This is a genomic window from Vibrio fortis, assembly GCF_000695685.1.
GTDB classification, from domain to species: Bacteria; Pseudomonadota; Gammaproteobacteria; order Enterobacterales; family Vibrionaceae; genus Vibrio; species Vibrio fortis_A.
The window spans coordinates 378,340-399,692 of the sequence record NZ_JFFR01000027.1 but is presented as its reverse complement, the minus strand read 5'-3'; the positions used below and the strand labels follow the sequence as shown (position 1 = coordinate 399,692).

Sequence of the window (21,353 nt, the reverse complement as noted above, 5' to 3'; positions counted from 1 at the left end):
TTATGAGGTGTTAATTTAAAAAATAAAAAGTGTTCTATTAACGGTAAAGCGGGAAGCGCTTGCACAGTTCTTTAACTTGCTTGCGAACGCGTTGCTCAACTTCAGCGTTACCTTCAGGGCTTTCAACAAGGCCGTCTAGTACATCGCCGATCCACTCACCGATGAGTTTGAATTCTTCAGCGCCAAAACCACGGCTGGTTCCAGCTGGTGTTCCTAAACGAATACCAGAAGTAATCATAGGCTTCTCTGTATCGAATGGGATACCGTTTTTGTTACATGTGATCCCTGCACGTTCTAATGCTTCTTCAGTTACGTTACCTTTCAAGCCCTTAGGGCGAAGGTCAACTAGCATTAGGTGTGTGTCTGTTCCGCCTGTCACAATGTCACAACCGCGAGTTTGCAACACTTCAGCAAGAACTTTTGCGTTATTGATCACTGATTCGATATAAGTATTGAATTCTGGACCTAGAGCCTCACCAAATGCGACTGCTTTAGCAGCAATAACGTGCATTAGTGGACCACCTTGAAGACCTGGGAATACCGCAGAGTTGATCTTCTTGTTGATATCTTCGTGGTTAGTCAGAATCATACCGCCACGTGGGCCACGCAGTGTTTTGTGCGTCGTTGTTGTTACGACGTGAGCGTGAGGAAGTGGGCTAGGGTGAGCACCTGTCGCGATAAGACCAGCAATGTGTGCCATATCTACCATTAACAGTGCGCCAACTTCGTCCGCGATTTCACGGAACTTAGCGAAGTCGATAGTACGTGGAATTGCACTACCACCAGCAATAATCATTTTTGGTTTGTGTTCAACAGCAAGCTCGCGTACTGCATCGTAATCGATTTCAAGCGTGTCGCGGCTTACACCGTACTGAACTGCGTTGAACCATTTACCAGAAAGAGCAGGGCGTGCGCCGTGAGTTAGGTGGCCGCCTGCATCAAGAGACATGCCTAGGATAGTGTCACCTGGCTGTAGAAGAGCCAGTTTTACAGCGCCGTTAGCTTGTGCGCCAGAGTGAGGTTGAACGTTAGCGTATTCACAGTTAAACAGTTTCTTAGCGCGCTCAATCGCGATCGCTTCTACTGTATCTACGTGTTCACAACCGCCGTAGTAACGACGACCAGGGTAACCTTCAGCGTATTTGTTGGTTAGGCAAGTGCCTTGTGCTTGCATAACTGCCTTAGAAACGATGTTCTCAGAAGCAATTAGCTCGATTTGTTCGTTTTGACGTGCGTTTTCAGCCTGGATTCCAGCGAATACTGCGTCGTCAGTTGCCGATAGGTTAGTAGAGAAAAAACTGTCTAAGCTATGGTTTTGGTATGCGTTGTTCATTGTCGAGACCTTTCAATTAACTAATGGATATTGTTTTTATGTGTCCATTAGGTCTTGCGTTGGTTTCTGCATTGTAATCGTTTGCGTCAATATAGTGCTAAAGCCTTTGATATTGAATGCAAGCGACCAAACGTAGGGTCAATGCAGTGCGAAATTGGTTCCCCTAAAAGTGGGGTAAAAACAGCTGCTTTAAATGTTAAATCTGTCATTTAATGCAAGCTGAAGTAGCATCTCTTCATCTAACAAGTCGATAACATAACGCCGTTAAATCCAATTTTCAATAAAAATTTCCAATAGGAAACAGATTTTCTTGTTTTGCTACTGGGAGCACGCTTTATTTTCTTGTGTGGTCTTTAATCAACAAAGCGCTTCGTGCAACAATGAATTCCATAGACAGGATGCAGAAATAAAACGAGGGACCTATGTCAGAAGACATCTATGATGAGTACCCATCTTTGACACTGGCAAAAGAGACGCCAGACCAAAATATTGAGCCGTTAAGATTAGGGCAACGTATTAAAGATATCCGTAGCAAATTGGGTATCACATTAGAAGAAGCGAGCCAAAGAACAGGCCTTGCGCGTTCTACGCTCAGTAAAATTGAAAACGAGCAGATATCTCCTACCTTCCAAGCAATGCAAAAGCTAGCGATGGGTTTGCAGATAGATATGCCGCAACTCTTTGAGCCGCCTAGAAAAAAGGTTGCTACTGGACGTAGAGATTTAACCAAGGCGGGGCAGGGTAAACCTCACCCAACTCCAACCTATGAACATGAGCTTCTGGCAACGGAATTATCTAACAAAAAGATGATGCCATTTAAGAGCCGAGTAAGAGCACGAGCGTTTGAAGAGTATAACGATTGGGTACGCCATGATGGAGAAGAATTCCTGATGGTGATCTCAGGCGACATCATGTTCTATTCAGAGTTCTATGAGCCTATCCCAATGAGTGAAGGAGACAGCATGTACTATGATGCAAATATGGGGCATATGCTGATCTCTACCAGTACAGAAGATGCTCTGATTCTGTGGGTGACTGCAAAATAAATGTAAAGTTATTAAATTTCTTATAGTGAAAGCAAACGTTTGCTTGTGTGGTGAACGTCTTTTAATTAGCGTGATATAGATGGTAAAAGCATCAATATCACGCTTTTTTGTGCCTGTCATATTTGTTTTAAAATTGTTAAATGTCACATTTTGGACTGTTTTGATCTTGTTAAGGGTGTAAAACTGATTCAGGCTTGTTTACTATAGTGAACACGGTTTACTCATGTTGATTGATGTTTACTGAAGTGAATTCTTGGAAGGTGACCTAATGTGTCTATTTCGCTATCTTTTGGGTTTTCTATATAGAGCACTCTTCTTATATAGAAAGACAACAGATAGAGGCCATATCGCCACCTCCTACTTTCTTACTGTTCTCATCTTTACTATTAGATAGAGAGCAACTCTACAAAGAGATATAAGCGGCAGCGTCGATGTTGGATACCTGCAACGCTTCATGGAGAATAAAATGACTCAAGAACAAGCAACTCAAGACCTGTTAAAAACACCTCTGCATGCACTGCACGTAGAAGTTGGTGCAAAGATGGTTCCTTTCGCTGGCTACGATATGCCAGTTCAATACCCACTGGGCGTTAAGAAAGAACACTTACACACACGTGATGCAGCAGGTCTATTTGATGTTTCTCACATGGGCCAATTGCGTCTTCACGGTGAAAATGCAGCAGCGGCTCTAGAAACTCTAGTTCCAGTAGACATCATCGACCTACCTTCTGGTAAGCAACGTTATGCGTTCTTTACTAATGAGCAGGGCGGTATCATGGATGACTTGATGGTAGCCAACCTAGGCGACCACCTATTTGTTGTGGTAAATGCGGCCTGTAAAACACAGGATATCGACCACCTGACAGCACATCTTCCAAGCGATGTAGAGCTTGAAGTGATCGACGACCGTGCTCTACTTGCATTACAAGGCCCTAAGGCGGCAGAAGTTCTGGCTCGTTTCCAACCAAGCGTAGCTGAGATGCTGTTCATGGACGTACAAAAAGTAGATATTGACGGTGTTGAGTGCATTGTAAGCCGCAGTGGTTACACGGGTGAAGATGGCTACGAAATCTCTGTACCAAACGACCACGCGGATGCACTAGCTCGTAAGTTAACTGCAGAAGCTGAAGTAGAGTGGATCGGTCTTGGCGCTCGTGACTCACTGCGCCTAGAGTGTGGTCTATGTCTATACGGTCATGATTTAGATACAACAACGACACCGGTAGAAGCAAGCCTACTATGGGGTATCCAGAAAGTTCGTCGCACAGACGGTGAGCGTGCTGGTGGTTTCCCAGGTGCAGACATCATTCTAGATCAGATCGCAACCAAAGACGTTCAACGTAAGCGCGTTGGTCTTGTTGGTCAAACTAAAGCACCAGTTCGTGAAGGTGCAGAGCTGTTTGATGCCGAAGGCAACAAAATCGGTGTGGTAACAAGTGGTACTGCAGGCCCTAACGCAGGTAAGCCTGTTTCAATGGCCTATGTACGTACAGATCTTGCTACGATTGGTACAGAAGTCTTTGCGGAAGTACGTGGTAAGAAACTGGCAATGACAGTAGAGAAAATGCCGTTTGTACCTCAACGTTACTACCGTGGCTAATCGTTAATATTTTTTAACCGATTGTTTTTCGCATTCCCCTTGTCAACTGCTATTCATATGGTGGATGGTAAGGGGTTTTGCTTTTTATATAACTTATTGATCATCTTGGGGATGCATCACATTTGATCAATTGATTAGTTAATGTTTTACAATTTAAGCCGCTATACTGAAGATTAGTCAATAAGAGTATCCTGAAGGTGTAGGAGAGCGGTAATGAAAAGCACACTATCGAAGAAGTGGAGATGGATAGGAGCACTTCCTTTGATTGGAAGTTTTGCAGTGTGCGCTGATACAGTCACAGCAACAAACTCGAATGTAGATATCTCACCTTATATTGTTAATGGAACTAATGCTTCCACCTCAGATTTTCCCTCAATTGCCAGCTTGTTTATAGACAGTTTTGAATATGACGGCGTCTACTTTACGGATCCGTATTGTGGTGCAACCATTTTAGACACTCAGCACATATTGACGGCTGCACACTGTATTTATGGTGATCAGCGAGCGCAATTGTTTACGGTCGTGGTCCCTCAGCTCCAAGATGTTAATCAGTACCCATATGGTTCAGCCGTGCGTCATCGCATCTCTGAGGTTTATTACCACAATGGTTTTGACAATAACCTGAGCCAGCTACTGCAGAATGATGTTGCTATTCTTAAATTAGCCGACCCTATGAATATTGATTCTATTAATGATGTCGTTAAGTTGCCCGAAAATGAGGGCTACCGAAGTCAAGTAACAACGCCTGAGTTTGTTGCGATCGGACACGGAGATACTGTTTCTGGATTTGATAGTACCAAACTTTTGCAGCGTGTGGATTTGAATCTAATAAATAACCAAACATGCAGTGGCTTGTTTACCAATGGGGCGTCGCTAACTGATAATCAGGTTTGTTTTGATGGCGATTACAGTCCAATAACGCGACTAAACGGTGGTACTTGTCAGGGTGACTCCGGTGGACCAGTTTACTGGCGGGATGGTTCGGATTATGTACAAGTTGGTATAACGAGTTTCGGACCGAGCCAATGTGGCTACACTGGCGGCGTAACGGCTGTGTTTACAGAGATCAACGATTTCAATGCATGGATTACGAGTGTCATCAATGGCAATGAAACCCCGAAAGCAACATCAACGGACTTAAAACGTACCGCTTACTTAAGTCAACACGGCAGTATTCAAACTGTCAGCAGCTCTAGTGAGAGTAGTAGTGGTGGTGCGTTATCAACATTATGGCTTGGAGTCCTTCTCGCACTGGGTTTGAGAAGAACTCGCTCTAATCAAGTCTTACAGGGTTCGCGTCGTTAACCCTGCCAACAACTCATCAATCTCTAAGATCGCTTTGTTTATGTGTAATACACCTAACTGAGCGATCTTTTTCTCTTCTGGTGTCAATGAATTAAAGCCTTTGTCCACTTCTGCTTTGGTTAAGCTGTGGCTGTGAAGTAATAACTCCTTATAAGTCAGTAGCCTAAATTGAACTGTGGTGATTTCTGCTACTGGGTTTCGTGTGTCTAGCAACTGTTTAATACAGGGAAATATAATTTTGAAGCGATTGGCAATGTCGTTTTTTGCATCGCTAGTATTTGCATTTTGCAATTTATTTGCTCTTCCCGAGAGTGGTTTAGGTTTGTTTATTAATTGCGCTAAATTTATAAACTAACACAAGTTATTTGAAATATAACGTTTTTTAGGCGGAGCATCATATGCTACTGGGCGTTTATGTAAATAGTTTATGCCCAATTTGGTCTGCTTTTTGCTGAAAATAGGACATAAGTGTCTTTTGAGGGCCGAGAGTATGTCAAATGAACCTATTGTGTTGGCAATTATTGAACGAAGAAAACGAGCCAACCTTTCACAAGAAAAACTCGCGTCGATGGCTGGGATGAGTTTGAAAACATATCAGCGGATTGAGAGGGGCGAAGCCGATATTAAAATGTCGCAATATCGCTCCCTTACGCGTTCACTCGCGATATCAGATTTAGATGTGGTGATGGATACGTTAGAAGCTACTCAAACAACGGTTGACGACGTGGCTGCTGTTTCTCGGTTGTTAACTGGCGAGCAAAGAAAGCTGTTGATCAAGTTGATCTTATCGTTGACTAGAGGGGCGTAAACTTGAGAGCTAAGCCGGTACAAATGAGCTAAACGCTGGTTAACTCACTCGGCCACGCAGTTGTTTGGTGTTGCTGCGCTGTTTTTTCTTTTCTAAACGTCTCTTCTGAGAAGCTTTAGTGGGTTTGGTTGCACGTCTTGTCTTTGTTACCTTTGTTGCATCAAGGATCAAAGCTTTGAGCCTGTTGAGTGCATCCTCTTTGTTCTGCTCCTGCGTTCTAAACTGTTGCGCTTTAATGATGATGACACCCTCAGAGGTAACACGGCTGTCCTTCAAAGCCAGTAGCCTCTCTTTGTAAAAATCAGGTAGGGTAGAGTGCTTGATATCAAAGCGAAGGTGGATTGCGCTAGACACCTTGTTCACATTTTGCCCGCCTGCACCTTGGGCGCGAATAGCGGTAAGCTGAATCTCCCAAGATTGTATAGAGACGTTATTCGATATTTGTAACATAACCATTGATAAACATAAAAAATGTTGGCTCATGATACTCGTAATTGGTTATGGTATCAGTAGTTTTATTTTGGAGTGACAGAGTGATGACGATTGATCTAACCAAGTATGACGGCTTAATTTTCGATATGGACGGTACTCTCATTGATACCATGCCAGCGCATATCCAAGCATGGCAGCAGACAGCCAATCACTTTGGTTTTGAATTTGAAGCATCTTGGCTACATAGCCTAGGTGGCATGCCGAGCTACAAAATAGCGGGTGAAGTAAACGCAAAATATGGTTTGAGCTTGGATCCGAAAGCAGTATCAGCGTTCAAGATGGATGCCTTTGCCAATATTGAAAATAAAGGTGATGTGATCTCTTGTACCCATGATTTATTGTTAGAGCATTATGGAGGAAAACGACTTGCGGTAGGGACGGGCAGTCAACGTAAAAGTGCAGAAACCTTACTTGCTAAAACTGATATTTTGCCAAAGTTAGATAGCTTGGTTACAGCGACTGACGTGGAGCGTCATAAACCAAACCCCGATACGTTTTTGGATGCGTGTAAAGGGATGGGGCTATCACCGGAGCAGTGCGTAGTGTTTGAAGATACAGATTTGGGAAAACAGGCGGCTCACGCAGCCAATATGGACTGCATCATGGTTGTGGAAGGTAAGCAATTAAGGTTCTATCCAAGGCCGGATTAATACGATTATAGTGGGATGCACTAAGCGGTATTCATACACGAAGATTTACGAAAAATGGCTCTTACTTCTATTCTCTAAAACGGAGAGTAAAAGTAAGAGCCATAATTATATTTAGTGATTTATGTGCTAAGCGATTTGCTCCATTTCACTATCCAGGAACAAGCAGATGTTGTTTCTTCCGTTTGCCTTTGCTTCATAGAGGGCTAAGTCTGCACATTTGTAGCTGAGTTTGGAGTCATGTGTTACGTTGGTTACGCCGCCACTGACTGTGACTTGATCATCAAGCTCGAGCGATATTGCAACTCTCAGGCGATTAAGCACACAGTAGGCTTCGTTTGGTTTGGTATGGGGTAGGACAATGCCAAACTCTTCGCCACCAATACGCGCAACAAAGTCGGTCTCACGACACTCTCTTTGCAACACACCCGCCACGACCTGAATCACCTTGTCGCCATAGTCGTGTCCAAACTGATCATTGATGCGTTTGAAGTGGTCGATGTCGACAATTGCTAGACAAGACTGTTCAAACTCAGGGTAACGAGCGACACGGTTACACTCATCACGTAGCTCTTCATCAAATTTACGGCGATTCCAACAGCCAGCAAGTGCGTCTTTCTCACTTAAGTTACGCAGTTTGTTTTCAAGCTCTTTGCGCTTACTGATATCAACGAACGATGCAACATAGAATTGAATCACGTTGTTTGAATCTTTGATCGTCTGGATTCTTAGGATTTCTGTAATTAGGGAGCCATCTTTGCGACGGTTTATCACTTCGCCTTCCCACATGCCACGCTCATTGATGATCGCCCACATACGCATGTAGAACTCTTGGTTGTTTTTACCAGAAGCGAATATCGAAGGTTGTTTGCCTTTAACTTCTTCAAGCGTATAGCCACTCGCGCGGGTGAACTCACGATTAACTTTAACAATACGATTGTTACGATCCGTGATAACCAAGGCCGACATTCCGTTCATCGCCGCCTTAGCGAGTTGACTCTCGATGCTGTTCTTCTTGTGGTTAACGTTCCATGCAACGAAAACACCAGATACGATTGAGATGAGTATAGAGAGAGTCACTATCTGAATAATGATTGCTGTGTATTCTTGCTGGTATTGCGCACTAAGTTGTTGGTTATCGACGTGCAATACCATATGAACAGGTCCTTCCAACTGTTCAATATTAGGGCTGATATCCGCGTAAAAATACCAATCTTTACCATCAAAGTAACTGCCACTGCGCTGCTGTAGAATCTCATTCCATAGTTCTGGATGAGTAACTGCATAGGTATTATCGGCACGGGCATCGATGAGGTGACCAAAGGCTTGGTCTGGTTCCGGCGACATCAATATATGGCCTGAGCTATTAATTAGGATCGGCTGCGCCAGTGATGAGCCAAAGGTGTAATGAAGTCGGTCGTAAATCTCGACCATGTTCAGGTTAACAATGAAGTAGCCTACAATGCTGTCATCTACTGCGACGGGTGTCATGATTCGTAGGGCAGGAAGCAGGGGAGTCACTGGTTCGCCGTTTTCATACTCTAGGTCAATACCAAAAGACGCAATCTCACCAACTTTAAGTTGCTGTAATGTGGTGAAATAGTCACGAGACGCCTTGTTTTGCAGTTGACTATCAGGGACAACGCGTGCCTCACCATCTTGATAATTGATACGTATTCTTTCATCACCCTTAAGATCTAGATAACGAAGTTGCGAGTAGTACTTTTGACCATTGGCTAGCATCAGCCATAGATCTTGTAGAGCGTGGATGTTGTCGTTTGAAGGCGATTGTATGGCTCGTTTGAGTGTCGTTGATTCAGCAATGGTTGGAATGGTGTTAGAAACTTCACGTATGATTAAACCCAGCTCGTGAAAACTGTATTCGATTTGATTTTGGCTGGCCTGTTTTATGTTCGTGTCATATTGCGCTTTTATACGGTCAAATTCGGAGTTTATATATAGCGCGGGAACTATTCCTAGGGCTAGGACAGTACAGAGAAATTGGCCTGCGAGTTTTTTTATGCTTGCTTTCATTACAATCCCCAAAGAATCAGCGCAATACTATAGATTTAGTGGGGTTATTAATGTGATCTTTACCCAGAACTGATTAGGTAAATCTCCTAGTTGAGAGGTATGTGTGCAATTTGTTGCTTTTGTATGCAAATTGCAGCTTATCTTACATTCACCATGACGATAACCTGCAATTTGCTGTTTTGAGCATCTATAAATGCTAACTTAAGCCTGTGATTTCACCATCTTCGTTGATGTCTAAAGACATAAACGCTGGCTTGTCAGGAAGCCCAGGCATGGTCATTACATTCCCACATAGTGCATAGACAAATCCTGCCCCTGCGCACAGCTTGAGCTCTCTCACAGGAACATCAAACTGAGTTGGTGCGCCTTTAACGTGTGCTTCCGTTGAAATCGATAATGGCGTTTTGGCAAGGCATACCGAAAGGTGGTCAAAGCCATGCTTTTTAAACTCTGCCAGTTGCAATTTTGCTTTGTTAGACAAAGTCAGACTTGATGCCCCATAACCAACTTCCGCCACAGCCATTAATTTCTCTTCGAGTGATTGTTCTGTCGTGTAGAGAGGCTTGAATTGTGCCGGATTTTGACAAGAAGCGACGACAGCCTTGGCCAAGTCAATTGCTCCTTCACCACCTTTACCAAAGGCTTCACTGACTGCCACCGAAACAGTGTCGTCGAACTCACTAATCAAGGAGCTGAGTTGTTCGAGCTCTTGTGTTGAGTCTTGTGGGAATCGGTTAATGGCAACCACCACAGGAACGCCATATTTCTTAACGTTATTGATATGCCATTTAAGGTTTTCAAAGCCCGCGACAAGAGCATGTGTGTCGTCGTGGAAGATCGAGTCTGGGAGAGGAGTGCCCGGCCTCAAGTCGTATAGACCCGAATTAGCTTTTAGGCCTCTAAGCGTTGCTACAACCACTGCGCAGTCTGGTGACTGTTTGGCCGCAGTAGCTTTGATATTGCACGCCTTCTCAAAGCCCATATCAGAGCCAAAACCACCTTCAGTTACGACGTAGTCTGCAAGTCTCAGTGCGATATTGTCTGCAATGATCGACGAGTTTCCGTGAGCAATGTTGGCAAAAGGGCCTGCGTGAATCAGTGTAGGGACACCTTCTAACGTCTGCATCAATGTTGGTTCGATAGCATCCTTCATGGTAACAGTCATCGCACCAGCGACTTGAAAGTCTTCAGCCGTCAGCGGCTCACCGTTTTGATTGTAAGCTAATACAGTGCGTCCGATACGTTTACGTAGGTCTTGTAAGTTCTCAGCGAGCGCGAGAATTGCCATAAGCTCCGAAGCTGCTGAAATATCGAAGCCGTCTTCACGTTCAAAGCCATTAATGCTTTTACCTTCTTCGTTACGACCAACGGTAATCATACGTAGTGCACGATCGTTATGATCGAGAACTCGGCGCCAAACAATGCGCTTAGGGTCAATATTGAGCGCTTTCAAGCCGGAGCGTTGCTCAAAGGCTTCCGCTCCTTCTCGCTGCTCATGATACAAACGAGCGTCGATAGCTGCCGATGCGAGGTTATGGGCCGCGGTAACAGAGTGAATATCTCCAGTTAGGTGTAGGTTCAATTGTTCCATTGGGGCTACTTGAGAGTAACCACCGCCAGCAGCACCGCCTTTGACACCAAATACAGGCCCCATTGAAGGTTGACGAACACAAGCCATTGCTGACTGATTGATTGCTGCTAAGCCTTGGCTCAAACCGATTGTCGTAACGGTTTTCCCTTCACCGAGTGGCGTTGGTGTAATCGCTGTAACAAGGACCAGTTTCCCTTTTGGTTTATCTTCGAGACGCTTTAGGCTTTCGAGAGAGACTTTTGCTTTATGTAATCCGAGAGGTTGGAATTCGTCAGTGGTTAAGCCTGCACCGAGAGCAATATCACTGATGTTCTTAAGTGAAGCAGAGCGGCAAATTTCAATATCAGACAGCATATTAAATCCTTATGTTGAAACCGATAAGGTGGTACGAAAACGTTTGCGTGGCGATAATACTGTATAAATCGACCATGTAAAGGCTAACCACACGAATTATGTGCTGGAAGATAACAGATTTATCAGGTCATTGCGCGAGATCAAATCTCGCGATGCCAACTCATCACGGAAATTTACATAATTTTGTTCAATTGATTAGCTGGAAATAAAAAGGGTTGCATAATGCAACCCTTGATAGAAAACGTTAGTTCTTATGATTAACGATCCCAGTATGCTTCTTCGAGGCTGTCTTCACGTTCAGGAAGCGCGCGACCAAGACGAGGAGAGTGCTGAGTTAGAACTTCGTAGCTTACACGGTTAGCGTACTTACAGATCTGTGACAATGATGAGTAAGTCATGTAAGGCTGATCGTGTTTAGACGAGTTTGGTACGTTCATGTGGTGATGACTGTTTGCTGCCATATCATGAAGTAGTGCAGATAGTGCTGCGTCACCCGCGCCATTGGTGTTCTTAATCTCTAGTGGACCTCCAAGGTAAGGTCCAATGTGAGAGTACACCTTAACAGGGTTGTTACAGTCATCTTTGCGCATCGCACGACTGAACTCGTACTTGTTAAATTCTGGGATGTTACCCGGAAGAAGCGGCAGCTCAGTTTCACGTTTTGCTGTCTCGTCCGTGTAACCAGCCATGTATAGGCCGACAGGACCAGCCGTACATAGAACTAAGTCTACCCACTCCAGTGCTTTATCAGCTGCAAGCAGAGGATCTTTCTCGCCAGTTAGTGCTTGGCCTTCCTCTTCATTCATAGCAACGATAGAGATATTCTCTTTAATGTAATCTTGCCACCATTCAGCGTTGCCTTCGATTACCCATTTAGTGCCTAGCGTTAGTACTACTGGCACATTGTTTTCTTTAGCAATCTCGATAGCGCGAGCGACTGCTTTTGGCATTGGATCTTCTGGTTTACCACGCATTAGGTATGAAGAAACAACCAGTGCAGAAGCCTTTTCAAATACATCTTCAGGAATGCTATCAGGACGCAGGTTATTCATTTCACCTTCGTTGATCGCGAATGTACGCTCGCCATCATCGGAAATAAGGGTGTAACAACGACCGATAGAGCCTTCTACAGTTTGTAGGTGGTTGAGGTTCATACGTGAAGAGGTACGGCATAGGTAACGGTACGCAAATGAGCCAACTTCGATATTACGCGACATAACACCTAAAAGTACTGATTTGCTGTCTGCTAACACAGAATAGTTGTGCAGAGTGTTACCAATGGTATCACCTGGATATTGGTGCGTGATTAGGCCGCTTTCTACGAGCTCTTTGTATAGGGCATCAGCTTTGCTCTCTTCTAGAACTAGAGAGTGACCTTTACTCAGATCGTATTTAGCCAGGAACTCATCTGAAACACGAGCTTCAATATCTACAATTGTTTGACCAACACCAACAATAATTGGGCGAAACAGTTTTGGTGTTTCCTTCATCTGGTTGATGAGTGGATCACGGGCGTGTGTAGGGAAGTAGTGCTTAGATTTGCGCTGTCCAGGAAATTTCATAAGAAAATTACAGTGAGAAAATTTTGCCGCATGATATCACAGAATTTTGTAATTTCTTTCATTTTTATTACATTTTAACTCACCTGCACATTGTATGTACAGGTGAGTGAACAAAACTAAACCAATGGCTTATTTTTGCTGCTCAGATAGTGTTGCTGGGTCAATATAAGCTTTAGTACCCCATAGTGGAACAGTCGAAAGGCTATGCTTGAAACTACCTTCGGTCTCTTTGGTTGTGTAAGAGAGGTATAGTAAGGTTTGGTTTTCCGCATCGTAGATGCGTCTTACCTTCATTGTCTTAAAGAAAATGCTCTTTGATTGCTTGAAGACCACCTCACCTGAGGCGCTCTTATCAATTTTTGCAATCATCTCGGGCGTAATGTCACCGGTTTGACGACAAGAGATCGAACTGTCACTTGGGTCTGCGAGAGAGAAGTCAGCCTCGATAGAAGCGATGTGGCAGGTGACGCCTGGGATCTTTTCATCGTCGAGATGAGAGATCTTAATATCTTTCAAAGTGAAGAAGCCAAGTGATACGTCACCCACTTCGTTATCTGAACAACCAGCCAACATGGTCATAATACCTAATGCGATTAGGGCTTTTTTCATAAGAAGTCCTTTTAATTTATAGAGTTCTAATTACTATAAGGAGTATTGAAAGCTTGAATACGAGTGTAGAGCTTTTCGCTCTATTCGAAAAGGCAGTATTGGGAGAACCTTAATTTATGAAGCATTTAAAGTACTTGTTGGTAGTTACGATGCTCTGTATGCTCTCTGCTTGTAGCTCGGCGCCTAAGGCGACCGTGTGCCTTCCAAATAATTGTGATATTTGGGGATACTAAAAGTAGGTAGTAAAAGAATGAATAATGAAATACCTGAAATTGCGCTCAAAAAGAATGCGTGGTTAGCAAGCCAAGTTGATGTGGCTTATCCTGCAAAAGAAAGTTTGCTTGGCCGAGATGTTTATCAAGCCAACTTAGCCAAGAAAAGCTATCAACTGCTTCCTTCAAATCAAACACCCTCCGATATCGAAGAAATTCATAAAGTCGATTTTCATAAGCTCACCGTCCTGTTTTCGCTCAATCAAGCCAGTGTCTATGAAAGTGAGTTCGATAAAACTCATATCCTTGAGTTCTTGAGTCAAATTATCTTATCCGAAGAACACCAGCTTTACATTGGGACCCTTGGCTCTGATGTTGTAGCAAGTGCAATTGTTACTGTAGAGAGCGATGACGTACTAATTTCAGATATCGTTAACCAAGCAGGGCAGGGTACAATCGGTTTTGCTCAACAACTGGCGTCTTTACTAGGTAGCTCTATCACTTCAAATACCAAAATTTGGGTGGAAAGCTGATAGAAAGAGTGGGTGCGGCGCTCCCACTTTAGCTAGCACGCATTAGAGCTCTACTACTTATCTGGCAAATCTCAAATATCCTCTGTCATAGCTTCATAATAGATAAATGTTCGTTTTAACTCACTGATACGCTATTGGCTTTGCTTCACATTAATGTCATGTCTTGGTGTTTAAATTATCGACAAACCAACTCCATAAGACTGAGTTTTTAATAAGCTTAGGAAGATAATGCCTGTAAGTAATTTATAAATAGGGTTATTAAGGTGATCTGTCGCATATTTCGCGAAGTTAATTAAGTGGTTTTGAGCAAAATGCTACATCAGTCATGCCTGATAAAACTATATGCCTATAGGATGAAAGTCGAACTTTAGGTAAGTGGTGCAACGATGAGATTAGAGCAAACAAAATGTGTGATATTTGATTGTGATGGAACATTGATAGACAGCGAGAAACTGTGTTGCCAAGCGTTGGTTAACGTTTTCGAGCAGTTCAATGTCTCTTTATCACTTGAAGATTGTTACGCACATTTTCAGGGTGGCAAGCTGGCTGATATCTTAATGGATACTCAGCAACGCCTAGGGCTCTCAATCTCTATCGACACATTAGAGCCTCTATATCGCACAGAGCTTGAAGCGCTTTTTCAGCGTTTCTTAAAGCCAATGAACGGTGCTATTGAGTTGATACAGTTTCTTAAAAGCCAAGGGGTTGAGTTCTGTATTGCTTCAAATGCGCCAAAAGAGCGAGTTGAATCCTCTTTGGCCATGACGGGGATACTCGACGACTTCAAAGGTAAAATCTTTTCGGCATTCGATGCCAACAGTTGGAAACCAGAGCCTGATTTGATCATGTACACTGCAATGAACATGGGATTCTTACCTAATGAGTGTATCTATGTCGACGATACGATTAAAGGTATTGAAGCTGGGCTACGTGCTGGTATTCAATCTTTCCGTTTAAGGCCTAATCTACCTAGTACCCTAGTCAGAACACCAAAAGCTGACTCCGAAGAGTCAGGCGCAATTGATATCTATAGTCTTGAAGAGATATCTGCTTGGCTTAGTGGCAAGCATTACTCAATTGATACACCGTACTCTGGTGCCTTGGTGGGGTAGTATTAGGTTGGATCCGGACTATTTTTGTAAATTGTTTAGTATGGAACCCACAAGCAGCACAAGTAAATTTCTCTCCACAGTTTGAAAGCAGATATTCATCATGTTGGCAAAGCGGGCATGTGATGTCGTCGGTTGGTGCGTCTGTTTTATTCATTATGGTCACCTGCAGCAAGTCAAAAGCGATAACTTCGCTCTATTAGAGTACCCCCAAGCCCAATTTTTAAACAGGCTTCTTATTTAAGTTTTGTTCAATTGCGACTGAGCTCATGCTACTGATATTACATTAGATAACCATTATACAGTTTGATATACTGGAATGCAGTACCATAAACTGGATTCTAATGTGAAAGTTATCATTTTCTTTATTGCCCTTCTGTTGACAGGATGTGGCCCTCAAAATTCTGACACGACTGAAAAACAAAGTCCGCCTATTCGCAGCGTGAAATTCACTACCGCTGTATTTCAATCTCATACTCAAACTCGTCAACTGAGCGGTATTGTACGCAGTGCTCAAACTTCACCATTGAGTTTCAAAGTCAATGGAACGGTTAGTCAGCTTTTAGTTTCGAAAGGGCAGCGTGTTGAAAAAGGACAAGTTCTGGCCCAGTTAGAGACAAGCGACCTGCTCTTGGCTGTGCGTAAAGCGCAAGCTTCGTTAGGTGCAGCTCGTGTAGCTAAACTGCAAGCGGAAGATAAGTACGAGCGATCTGCAAAACTTAACCTTAAAGGCTTTGTCTCTGAATCTGAGCTGATCGCTATTCGTGCTGACCTCGATGCCAAACAGCAGCAAGAGAACCTTGCACAGACCGATTTATCCAATGCAGAACTTAACCTTAAACGAGCAAAGCTTTACGCCCCATTCTCTGGTCAAATTAGCCAAGTAAAGGTGGATGAGTTTACCAAGATCAGCGCTGGTCAGCAGATCATGGAGTTAGTGAATGACTTTGCTTATGAAGTGGATTTCTTGGTTCCAGAATCTTTGATCAAAGAAGTCACTTACGGTGATAAGGCACAAGTTATGATTTCAGCGCTAAATAACGCACAGCTTGTTGGAACCGTCTCTGAAATTGGTGCTGTCGTTGAGCGTGGAAATGCTTATTCGGTAACGCTTCAACTCAATGATACTAATGCGGCATTGAGAAATGGGATGTCAGCAGATGTGGAGTTATCAATTGGTGGCGAGAGTCAAAACGTGGTGTTACTGCCTTTAGAAGCGTTTGATTTTAACGACCGTAGCCCAGACCTAAACGGTGACGATGCGGCTATCTACGTTGTTGATCCGGTATCAAACACTCTTGAGAAGCGATATGTCAAAACCAAACGTAATATCAATGCTCAGGTTGTTGTGCTCAACAACTTGTCAGAGGGTGAAAAGATTGTGACAGCGGGGATCCCTTATCTATATGAAGGGCAGCAAGTGACCCTTTGGCAAGGCCTGTAAGGAGAGATCAGTATGTACAAAATTACTGAACTAGCGCTTAAGCATAATCGGTTTACTCAAGTCTTTTTAGTGATGTTATTTGTGCTCGGTATCAGCACATTTAAAAATGCGCCAAGTAAAGAAGACCCTGAAATTTTGATTCGCAGCGCTGTGGTAGTGGCGCAGTTTCCAGGTATGTCGCCAGACCGCATCGAGAAGTTCATAACAAAGCCTTTAGAGCGTGAGATTAAGCAGATTCCAGAAGTGAGCGAGATAAAGTCTTGGTCACGTACAGGTGTGGCTCAGATCACCGTGACGGTGCATGACAAATACTTCAACCTCCAACCGATATGGGACACGCTCCGAAATCGCATGGATAGTATGAAGGGGAGTCTACCAGACGGCACAATTGGACCAATGGTCAATGATGAGTTTGGACAGGTTTACTCTGCTACCATCGCGTTGTTTGGTAATGGCTTCGATCATCACGAGCTACGAAAAACAGCAGAAGCGATCCAAGATAGATTAAGCAGTGTCCAAACTGTTTCTCAAGTAGAACTTTATGGGGTCAATGAAGAGCGAATTTGGGTTAATGCTAAACGCGGTGCATTAACTAATGAAAAGTTCCAGTTCCGGCAGATCGTATCGGCACTACAAGCGCGTAATGTGGTACTTCCTGGAGGTGTGATCGAAACCGACACCATGCAGGTTGAGATAGAACCAACAGGTAATTTTAACTCTGTTGAAGAGATCTTAGAGCTGGATCTCAATGAACGAGAATCTGGAAATACCGTCTATTTGCGAGACTTAGCAGACGTTGAAGTCGGCTATGAAGACCCATTTAATACGCCAGTATATTTCAACGGGAACAAAGCGGTTATCATCGCAGCAGCGATGGCTTTTGGTAGTCAAAGTGATGAATTTGGCACAAAAGTGAAAGAGTTTATCGCTCGGGTAGAGAGGGATTTACCTGTTGGTATGACTTTAGAGTTAGCGACTTTCCAACCAGATAAAGTTAACGCGGCAGTCAGTTCTGCGACCACGAACCTAATGCAAACTGTCGCTGTAGTATTGGCGGTGGTGATGGCGTTTTTAGGCCTAAGAATGGGGCTGATTATCGGCAGTATTGTCCCATTAACCATCCTGCTTACGGTTATTGGTATGTCGATATGGGGTGTTGAACTACAAAGAATGTCGATTGCCGCCATCATTATCTCTCTTGGTTTGCTGGTGGATAACGGCATTGTGATGGCTGAGTTCATCCAGAGTAAAGTATCTCATGGTGTAGCGCGTGTAGACGCAGCCATTTCGGCATCAAAAGCGATGGCTGTACCACTTCTAACTTCCTCATTAACGACGATTTTGGCGTTTATGCCGTTGCTACTGGCGCAAGATGTGACTGGAGAGTACTTGCGTTCCCTGTCGCAAGTAATCACCATCGCATTATTGTCTTCATGGTTCTTGTGTTTGTTTGCAACTCCAGCTCTGTGTGTTTGGTTTATCAAGCCTAAGATTCAAGGTTGTGAAGAAGGGGATAAAGAGCCAGAGCTATCCAAGCTTCAATTGGCTTATCGTCGATTTGTTACTGTTATTCTAAATTTTCGCCTGAGTACTCTGGCCGTGGTGATCGCGATATTTGCGGTCTCGATTTATAGCTTTCGTTATGTCACAGTCCAATTCATGCCGGGCTCTGAGCGGAATCAGTATCTGGTGTTTGTTGACTTGCCAGCAGGTACCAAGGTGGAAGAGTCAGATAGAGTATCGAAACGTTTAGAAGAGTGGCTGCTTGATAAGAAGCAGAACCCAGATGTTGTGAATATGGTGCGTTATGTTGGCGATGGTGGTCCACGTTTCTTCCTTGCCTTATCTCCGGTTGATCGCGCACCAAACCGCGTATTTATGGTGGTGAATACTACAGACTACACTGCAGCGCTGGATATGGTGCAGAAAACGAATCAATTCATCATGGAGCAGCTTCCTGAAGCGAGTGGACAGGCTAAGCGTATGTGGCTGGGTGGCAGTGAACTCGGATTGGTTGAGTATCAAGTCGTTGGTAAAGATATCGATGTGATACAGAGCGTTGCTAAGAAGATTGAACTAGCGCTGCGCCAAATACCAGGTGCCGTCGGTGTTGCTAACGATTGGGAGAACAATGTTCCAAAGCTAATCTTAGACATAGACCAAGCTCAAGCTATTCGCGCTGGCGTGAGCAGCCGAGATATTGCAACCAGTCTTGACAGTTATCTTCGTGGAAAAGAGGTGACCAGTTTTAGAAATGACGAAGATGTGATCCCAGTAATAGTTGGCGCGGCGGACACTGAAAAGACGCTCGAAAAGTTGTTCACGACGCAAATCGTGTCATCAACTAATGGCCAAGCTCTACCTTTGGTACAGTTTGCATCAATTGTCGCTATCAGCGAGCCAGCGGTGATTCGTCGCTTTGATCTAGAACGCACGGTAACTATCAGTGTTAAACATGAGAGCCTACAAGCCAGCGAACTCAATAAGCTGATGAAACCGACGCTCGACAGAATTGAGTTACCTCCGGGCTATAGAATCGCATTGGGAGGCGAGCTTAAAGGTGCGAGCAAAGCAAATGGCGCGTTGTTTGGTTATCTTCCTCAATGCTTCGCTGTGATGATTTTACTGCTGCTACTTCAGTTTAATTCGATTCGTAGACCATTGATCATCTTGCTCACGATCCCACTCTCTTTGATTGGAGCAGTCTCTGGTTTGTTAATTACAGGGGCGTATTTCACGTTCCCAGCGATGCTCGGTATCTTCAGCTTGGCAGGTATTATCATCAATAATGGCATCGTACTTATCGACTGTATTGAACAGAACAGTAAATTGGGTGAGGGAGTACGAAGTGCAATCATATCAGCATGTATGACGCGTCTGAGACCAATTGTAATGACAACACTAACCACGATTCTTGGGCTAGTGCCTCTAGCACTTTCGGGTGGAGAGTTCTGGTATTCAATGTCGATTGTGATGATCTTCGGCATGATCGTCGGGACATTATTAACACTTGGAGTTGTGCCAGTGCTGTACAGTTTGTTCTTTAGAGAACCGGCAGAACAAGAACAAGAAGCCAAGCTTGTTTCGGCTTAACGAGATGGCAAACAAAAAGAAGGACTCCGAGGAGTCCTTCTTTGGTTTTTTAGTTGCTAATCAAAGCCAAGCCTTAAGTGCGGTATTTCGCTAAAGTCTTAGATAGTGAAATAGAAGCATGAGTTAGATTCGAAACGCCATTAGAGGTGTTTTGAGCGACTTCTTTGATGACATCTGATTGGCTACGAATGTCATTCAATTCAGCTGCAATGCTGTTAGCTACGTTGCTTTGCTCATCGGCAGAAGAGGCGATTTGTGCGCTCATATCCATTAGGGCACGAGCTGAATCTGAGATTGAGTTTACATCATCACCAATATTAGAAATCAACTGGCTACTTGTTTGTGCTTGGTCAACAGTTTGCTCAGTGATCTTCGCAATATTCTGGCTCTCTTGTTGTAGACGCTCAATCATCGCTTGGATTTCTACCGTTGCTGACTGAGTGCGGCTCGCAAGTGTACGAACTTCATCGGCAACAACTGCAAAACCACGGCCTTGTTCCCCTGCACGTGCGGCTTCAATAGCTGCGTTCAGAGCGAGTAGGTTAGTTTGCTCTGAAATGGCATTGATAGTGGTGATCACCTCATTGATTTGGCTTGTGTTAACGTTAAGGCTCGTTACAGAAGATGAAGCCTGCTCAATCAATGATGACAGGGTAGTGATCTCTGCGATAGCTTGCTGAACTTTACCGTGGCTTTGGTTAATCGCTTGAGCATCATTTTCTGTTTGCTCGGTTGAACGTGCTGCGATGTTTGACACTTCGTTTGCAGAAGCCGTCATCTCATCCATTGCTGTTGCAACAGAATCAAGAGAAGCGTGTTGGCTGCTAATTTGAGTTTCACTACGCTTTGCTTCTGCTTCGAACGAAGAAGAGGTTTCACTTAGCGTCGCTGCACTTTCATTGACGTTATTCACAAGCTCGCTCAAGGTGTCCATAGAGCGGTCTAGTGCACAACCGATTGTACCGAATTCATCACGACCTGGGTGGAAACCAAGACGAGAGCTCAAGTCGCCATCACCAATCTTTTCTGTCGTTGAGTAAAGTACCCAAAGTGCGCCACCAATGAAGGTTGCCACCCAGTAGCAGAAAATGCCAAAAGGAACACACCATAAAAAACTGAGTAAGAAGGTATTCAGTGCGCTTTGCTTCTGATCGGCAACATCGGTTGCAGGTAGAGTAAGAGAGTAGTATTGGCCGTCTTTACCCTGTTGGGTAGCCGTTACAGAGCCGTTATTGTTGATTGATGCGTCTGTTGAAGTCGCTCTTGAAGAACGGGTTAACAGTGTTGACTCTGGGGAGTCAGAAACAGACAACATACCCTTGAGTTGTTGTTCAGCTGAAGTCTTTGCATTTTGTTCAATTTGACTGAGCTGATTGAGGTAGGTGTTCGTTGATAGACTGCCAAGGGCAACTAAGAAGATGAGGAAAATAACCCACATCTTGTCGTTGATCGACATTTTAATAAACAGTTTGTCTATCGTTCGAAACTGTACTTCTTTCATGATAACTCCACGATAATTCCTTTAACGAGGACTTTAAATAACCGCACGCAATAAATATGTGATCTGGGTCGACTGTTTAT

General features: G+C 43.9%; 18 protein-coding genes. 9 read left to right on the top strand and 9 right to left on the bottom strand.

The annotated features are described in order from the left end of the window. Positions 1–37: 37 nt before the first annotated feature. Positions 38–1,333 (bottom strand): serine hydroxymethyltransferase, encoded by a 1,296-nt coding sequence (locus VFDL14_RS05245; RefSeq protein WP_032552609.1) that lies wholly within the window; start codon positions 1,331–1,333, stop codon positions 38–40. A 422-nt stretch (positions 1,334–1,755) separates the two neighbouring features. On the opposite strand from VFDL14_RS05245, the gene VFDL14_RS05250 reads away from it, so the two are divergent. From VFDL14_RS05250 to VFDL14_RS05260, 3 genes are all read left to right on the top strand, one after another. Beyond that, a complete protein-coding gene (locus VFDL14_RS05250) occupies positions 1,756–2,379 on the top strand; it encodes a helix-turn-helix domain-containing protein (RefSeq protein WP_032552608.1) in 624 nt (207 codons plus the stop codon). 466 nt (positions 2,380–2,845) lie between these two features. Then, complete coding sequence (gene gcvT, locus VFDL14_RS05255; protein WP_032552607.1) at positions 2,846–3,979, top strand: glycine cleavage system aminomethyltransferase GcvT; 1,134 nt, start codon at positions 2,846–2,848, stop codon at positions 3,977–3,979. A 213-nt stretch (positions 3,980–4,192) separates the two neighbouring features. Further along, positions 4,193–5,284, top strand: a complete 1,092-nt coding sequence (locus VFDL14_RS05260) for a S1 family peptidase (RefSeq protein ID WP_032552606.1) — start codon at positions 4,193–4,195, stop codon at positions 5,282–5,284. On the opposite strand, the gene VFDL14_RS0123405 is transcribed toward VFDL14_RS05260, so the two are convergent. After that, complete coding sequence (locus VFDL14_RS0123405) at positions 5,264–5,497, bottom strand: hypothetical protein (protein WP_235201752.1); 234 nt, start codon at positions 5,495–5,497, stop codon at positions 5,264–5,266. The genes VFDL14_RS05260 and VFDL14_RS0123405 overlap by 21 nt on opposite strands. Before the next feature lie 277 nt (positions 5,498–5,774). On the opposite strand from VFDL14_RS0123405, the gene VFDL14_RS05265 reads away from it, so the two are divergent. Beyond that, positions 5,775–6,092 carry a helix-turn-helix transcriptional regulator gene (locus tag VFDL14_RS05265; RefSeq protein ID WP_032552943.1) on the top strand — a complete coding sequence of 106 codons (318 nt, stop codon included), beginning with the start codon at positions 5,775–5,777 and terminating at the stop codon, positions 6,090–6,092. A gap of 39 nt (positions 6,093–6,131) precedes the next feature. On the opposite strand, the gene arfB is transcribed toward VFDL14_RS05265, so the two are convergent. Continuing rightward, complete coding sequence (gene arfB / locus VFDL14_RS05270; RefSeq protein ID WP_032552942.1) at positions 6,132–6,542, bottom strand: alternative ribosome rescue aminoacyl-tRNA hydrolase ArfB; 411 nt, start codon at positions 6,540–6,542, stop codon at positions 6,132–6,134. A gap of 86 nt (positions 6,543–6,628) precedes the next feature. Between arfB and VFDL14_RS05275 the strand changes: the two genes are divergently transcribed. Next, a complete protein-coding gene (locus tag VFDL14_RS05275; protein WP_032552604.1) occupies positions 6,629–7,234 on the top strand; it encodes a beta-phosphoglucomutase family hydrolase in 606 nt (201 codons plus the stop codon). A 126-nt stretch (positions 7,235–7,360) separates the two neighbouring features. Here VFDL14_RS05275 and VFDL14_RS05280 read toward each other — a convergent pair whose 3' ends face one another. The 4 genes from VFDL14_RS05280 to VFDL14_RS05295 form a co-directional block, all read right to left on the bottom strand. Next, positions 7,361–9,265 (bottom strand): GGDEF domain-containing protein, encoded by a 1,905-nt coding sequence (locus VFDL14_RS05280; protein WP_032552603.1) that lies wholly within the window; start codon positions 9,263–9,265, stop codon positions 7,361–7,363. Positions 9,266–9,461: 196 nt separating this feature from the next. Continuing rightward, positions 9,462–11,210, bottom strand: coding sequence for a formate--tetrahydrofolate ligase (locus VFDL14_RS05285; RefSeq protein ID WP_032552602.1), 1,749 nt, complete (start codon positions 11,208–11,210; stop codon positions 9,462–9,464). A 257-nt stretch (positions 11,211–11,467) separates the two neighbouring features. Beyond that, entirely contained in the window at positions 11,468–12,772 is a 1,305-nt protein-coding gene (locus VFDL14_RS05290; protein WP_032552601.1) for an inosine/guanosine kinase, read from the bottom strand. A 129-nt stretch (positions 12,773–12,901) separates the two neighbouring features. Next, complete coding sequence (locus tag VFDL14_RS05295) at positions 12,902–13,381, bottom strand: CreA family protein (RefSeq protein ID WP_032552600.1); 480 nt, start codon at positions 13,379–13,381, stop codon at positions 12,902–12,904. 250 nt (positions 13,382–13,631) lie between these two features. Here VFDL14_RS05295 and VFDL14_RS05300 point away from each other — a divergent pair, with 250 nt between their 5' ends. Together VFDL14_RS05300 and VFDL14_RS05305 are read left to right on the top strand one after the other, a co-directional pair. Further along, positions 13,632–14,126, top strand: a complete 495-nt coding sequence (locus tag VFDL14_RS05300; RefSeq protein ID WP_032552599.1) for a hypothetical protein — start codon at positions 13,632–13,634, stop codon at positions 14,124–14,126. A 386-nt stretch (positions 14,127–14,512) separates the two neighbouring features. Then, complete coding sequence (locus tag VFDL14_RS05305; protein WP_032552598.1) at positions 14,513–15,238, top strand: HAD-IA family hydrolase; 726 nt, start codon at positions 14,513–14,515, stop codon at positions 15,236–15,238. Here VFDL14_RS05305 and VFDL14_RS25130 read toward each other — a convergent pair. Further along, entirely contained in the window at positions 15,183–15,392 is a 210-nt protein-coding gene (locus tag VFDL14_RS25130; RefSeq protein WP_084181905.1) for a hypothetical protein, read from the bottom strand. The genes VFDL14_RS05305 and VFDL14_RS25130 overlap by 56 nt on opposite strands. 189 nt (positions 15,393–15,581) lie before the next feature. Here VFDL14_RS25130 and VFDL14_RS05310 point away from each other — a divergent pair, with 189 nt between their 5' ends. Together VFDL14_RS05310 and VFDL14_RS05315 are read left to right on the top strand one after the other, a co-directional pair. Further along, positions 15,582–16,679: an efflux RND transporter periplasmic adaptor subunit gene (locus VFDL14_RS05310; protein ID WP_032552941.1), complete on the top strand. Its 1,098-nt coding sequence runs from the start codon at positions 15,582–15,584 to the stop codon at positions 16,677–16,679. Positions 16,680–16,691: 12 nt separating this feature from the next. Next, complete coding sequence (locus VFDL14_RS05315) at positions 16,692–19,772, top strand: efflux RND transporter permease subunit (protein WP_032552597.1); 3,081 nt, start codon at positions 16,692–16,694, stop codon at positions 19,770–19,772. Positions 19,773–19,845: 73 nt separating this feature from the next. Here VFDL14_RS05315 and VFDL14_RS05320 read toward each other — a convergent pair whose 3' ends face one another. Further along, positions 19,846–21,273: a methyl-accepting chemotaxis protein gene (locus VFDL14_RS05320; protein ID WP_032552596.1), complete on the bottom strand. Its 1,428-nt coding sequence runs from the start codon at positions 21,271–21,273 to the stop codon at positions 19,846–19,848. Between the last annotated feature and the right edge of the window lie 80 nt (positions 21,274–21,353).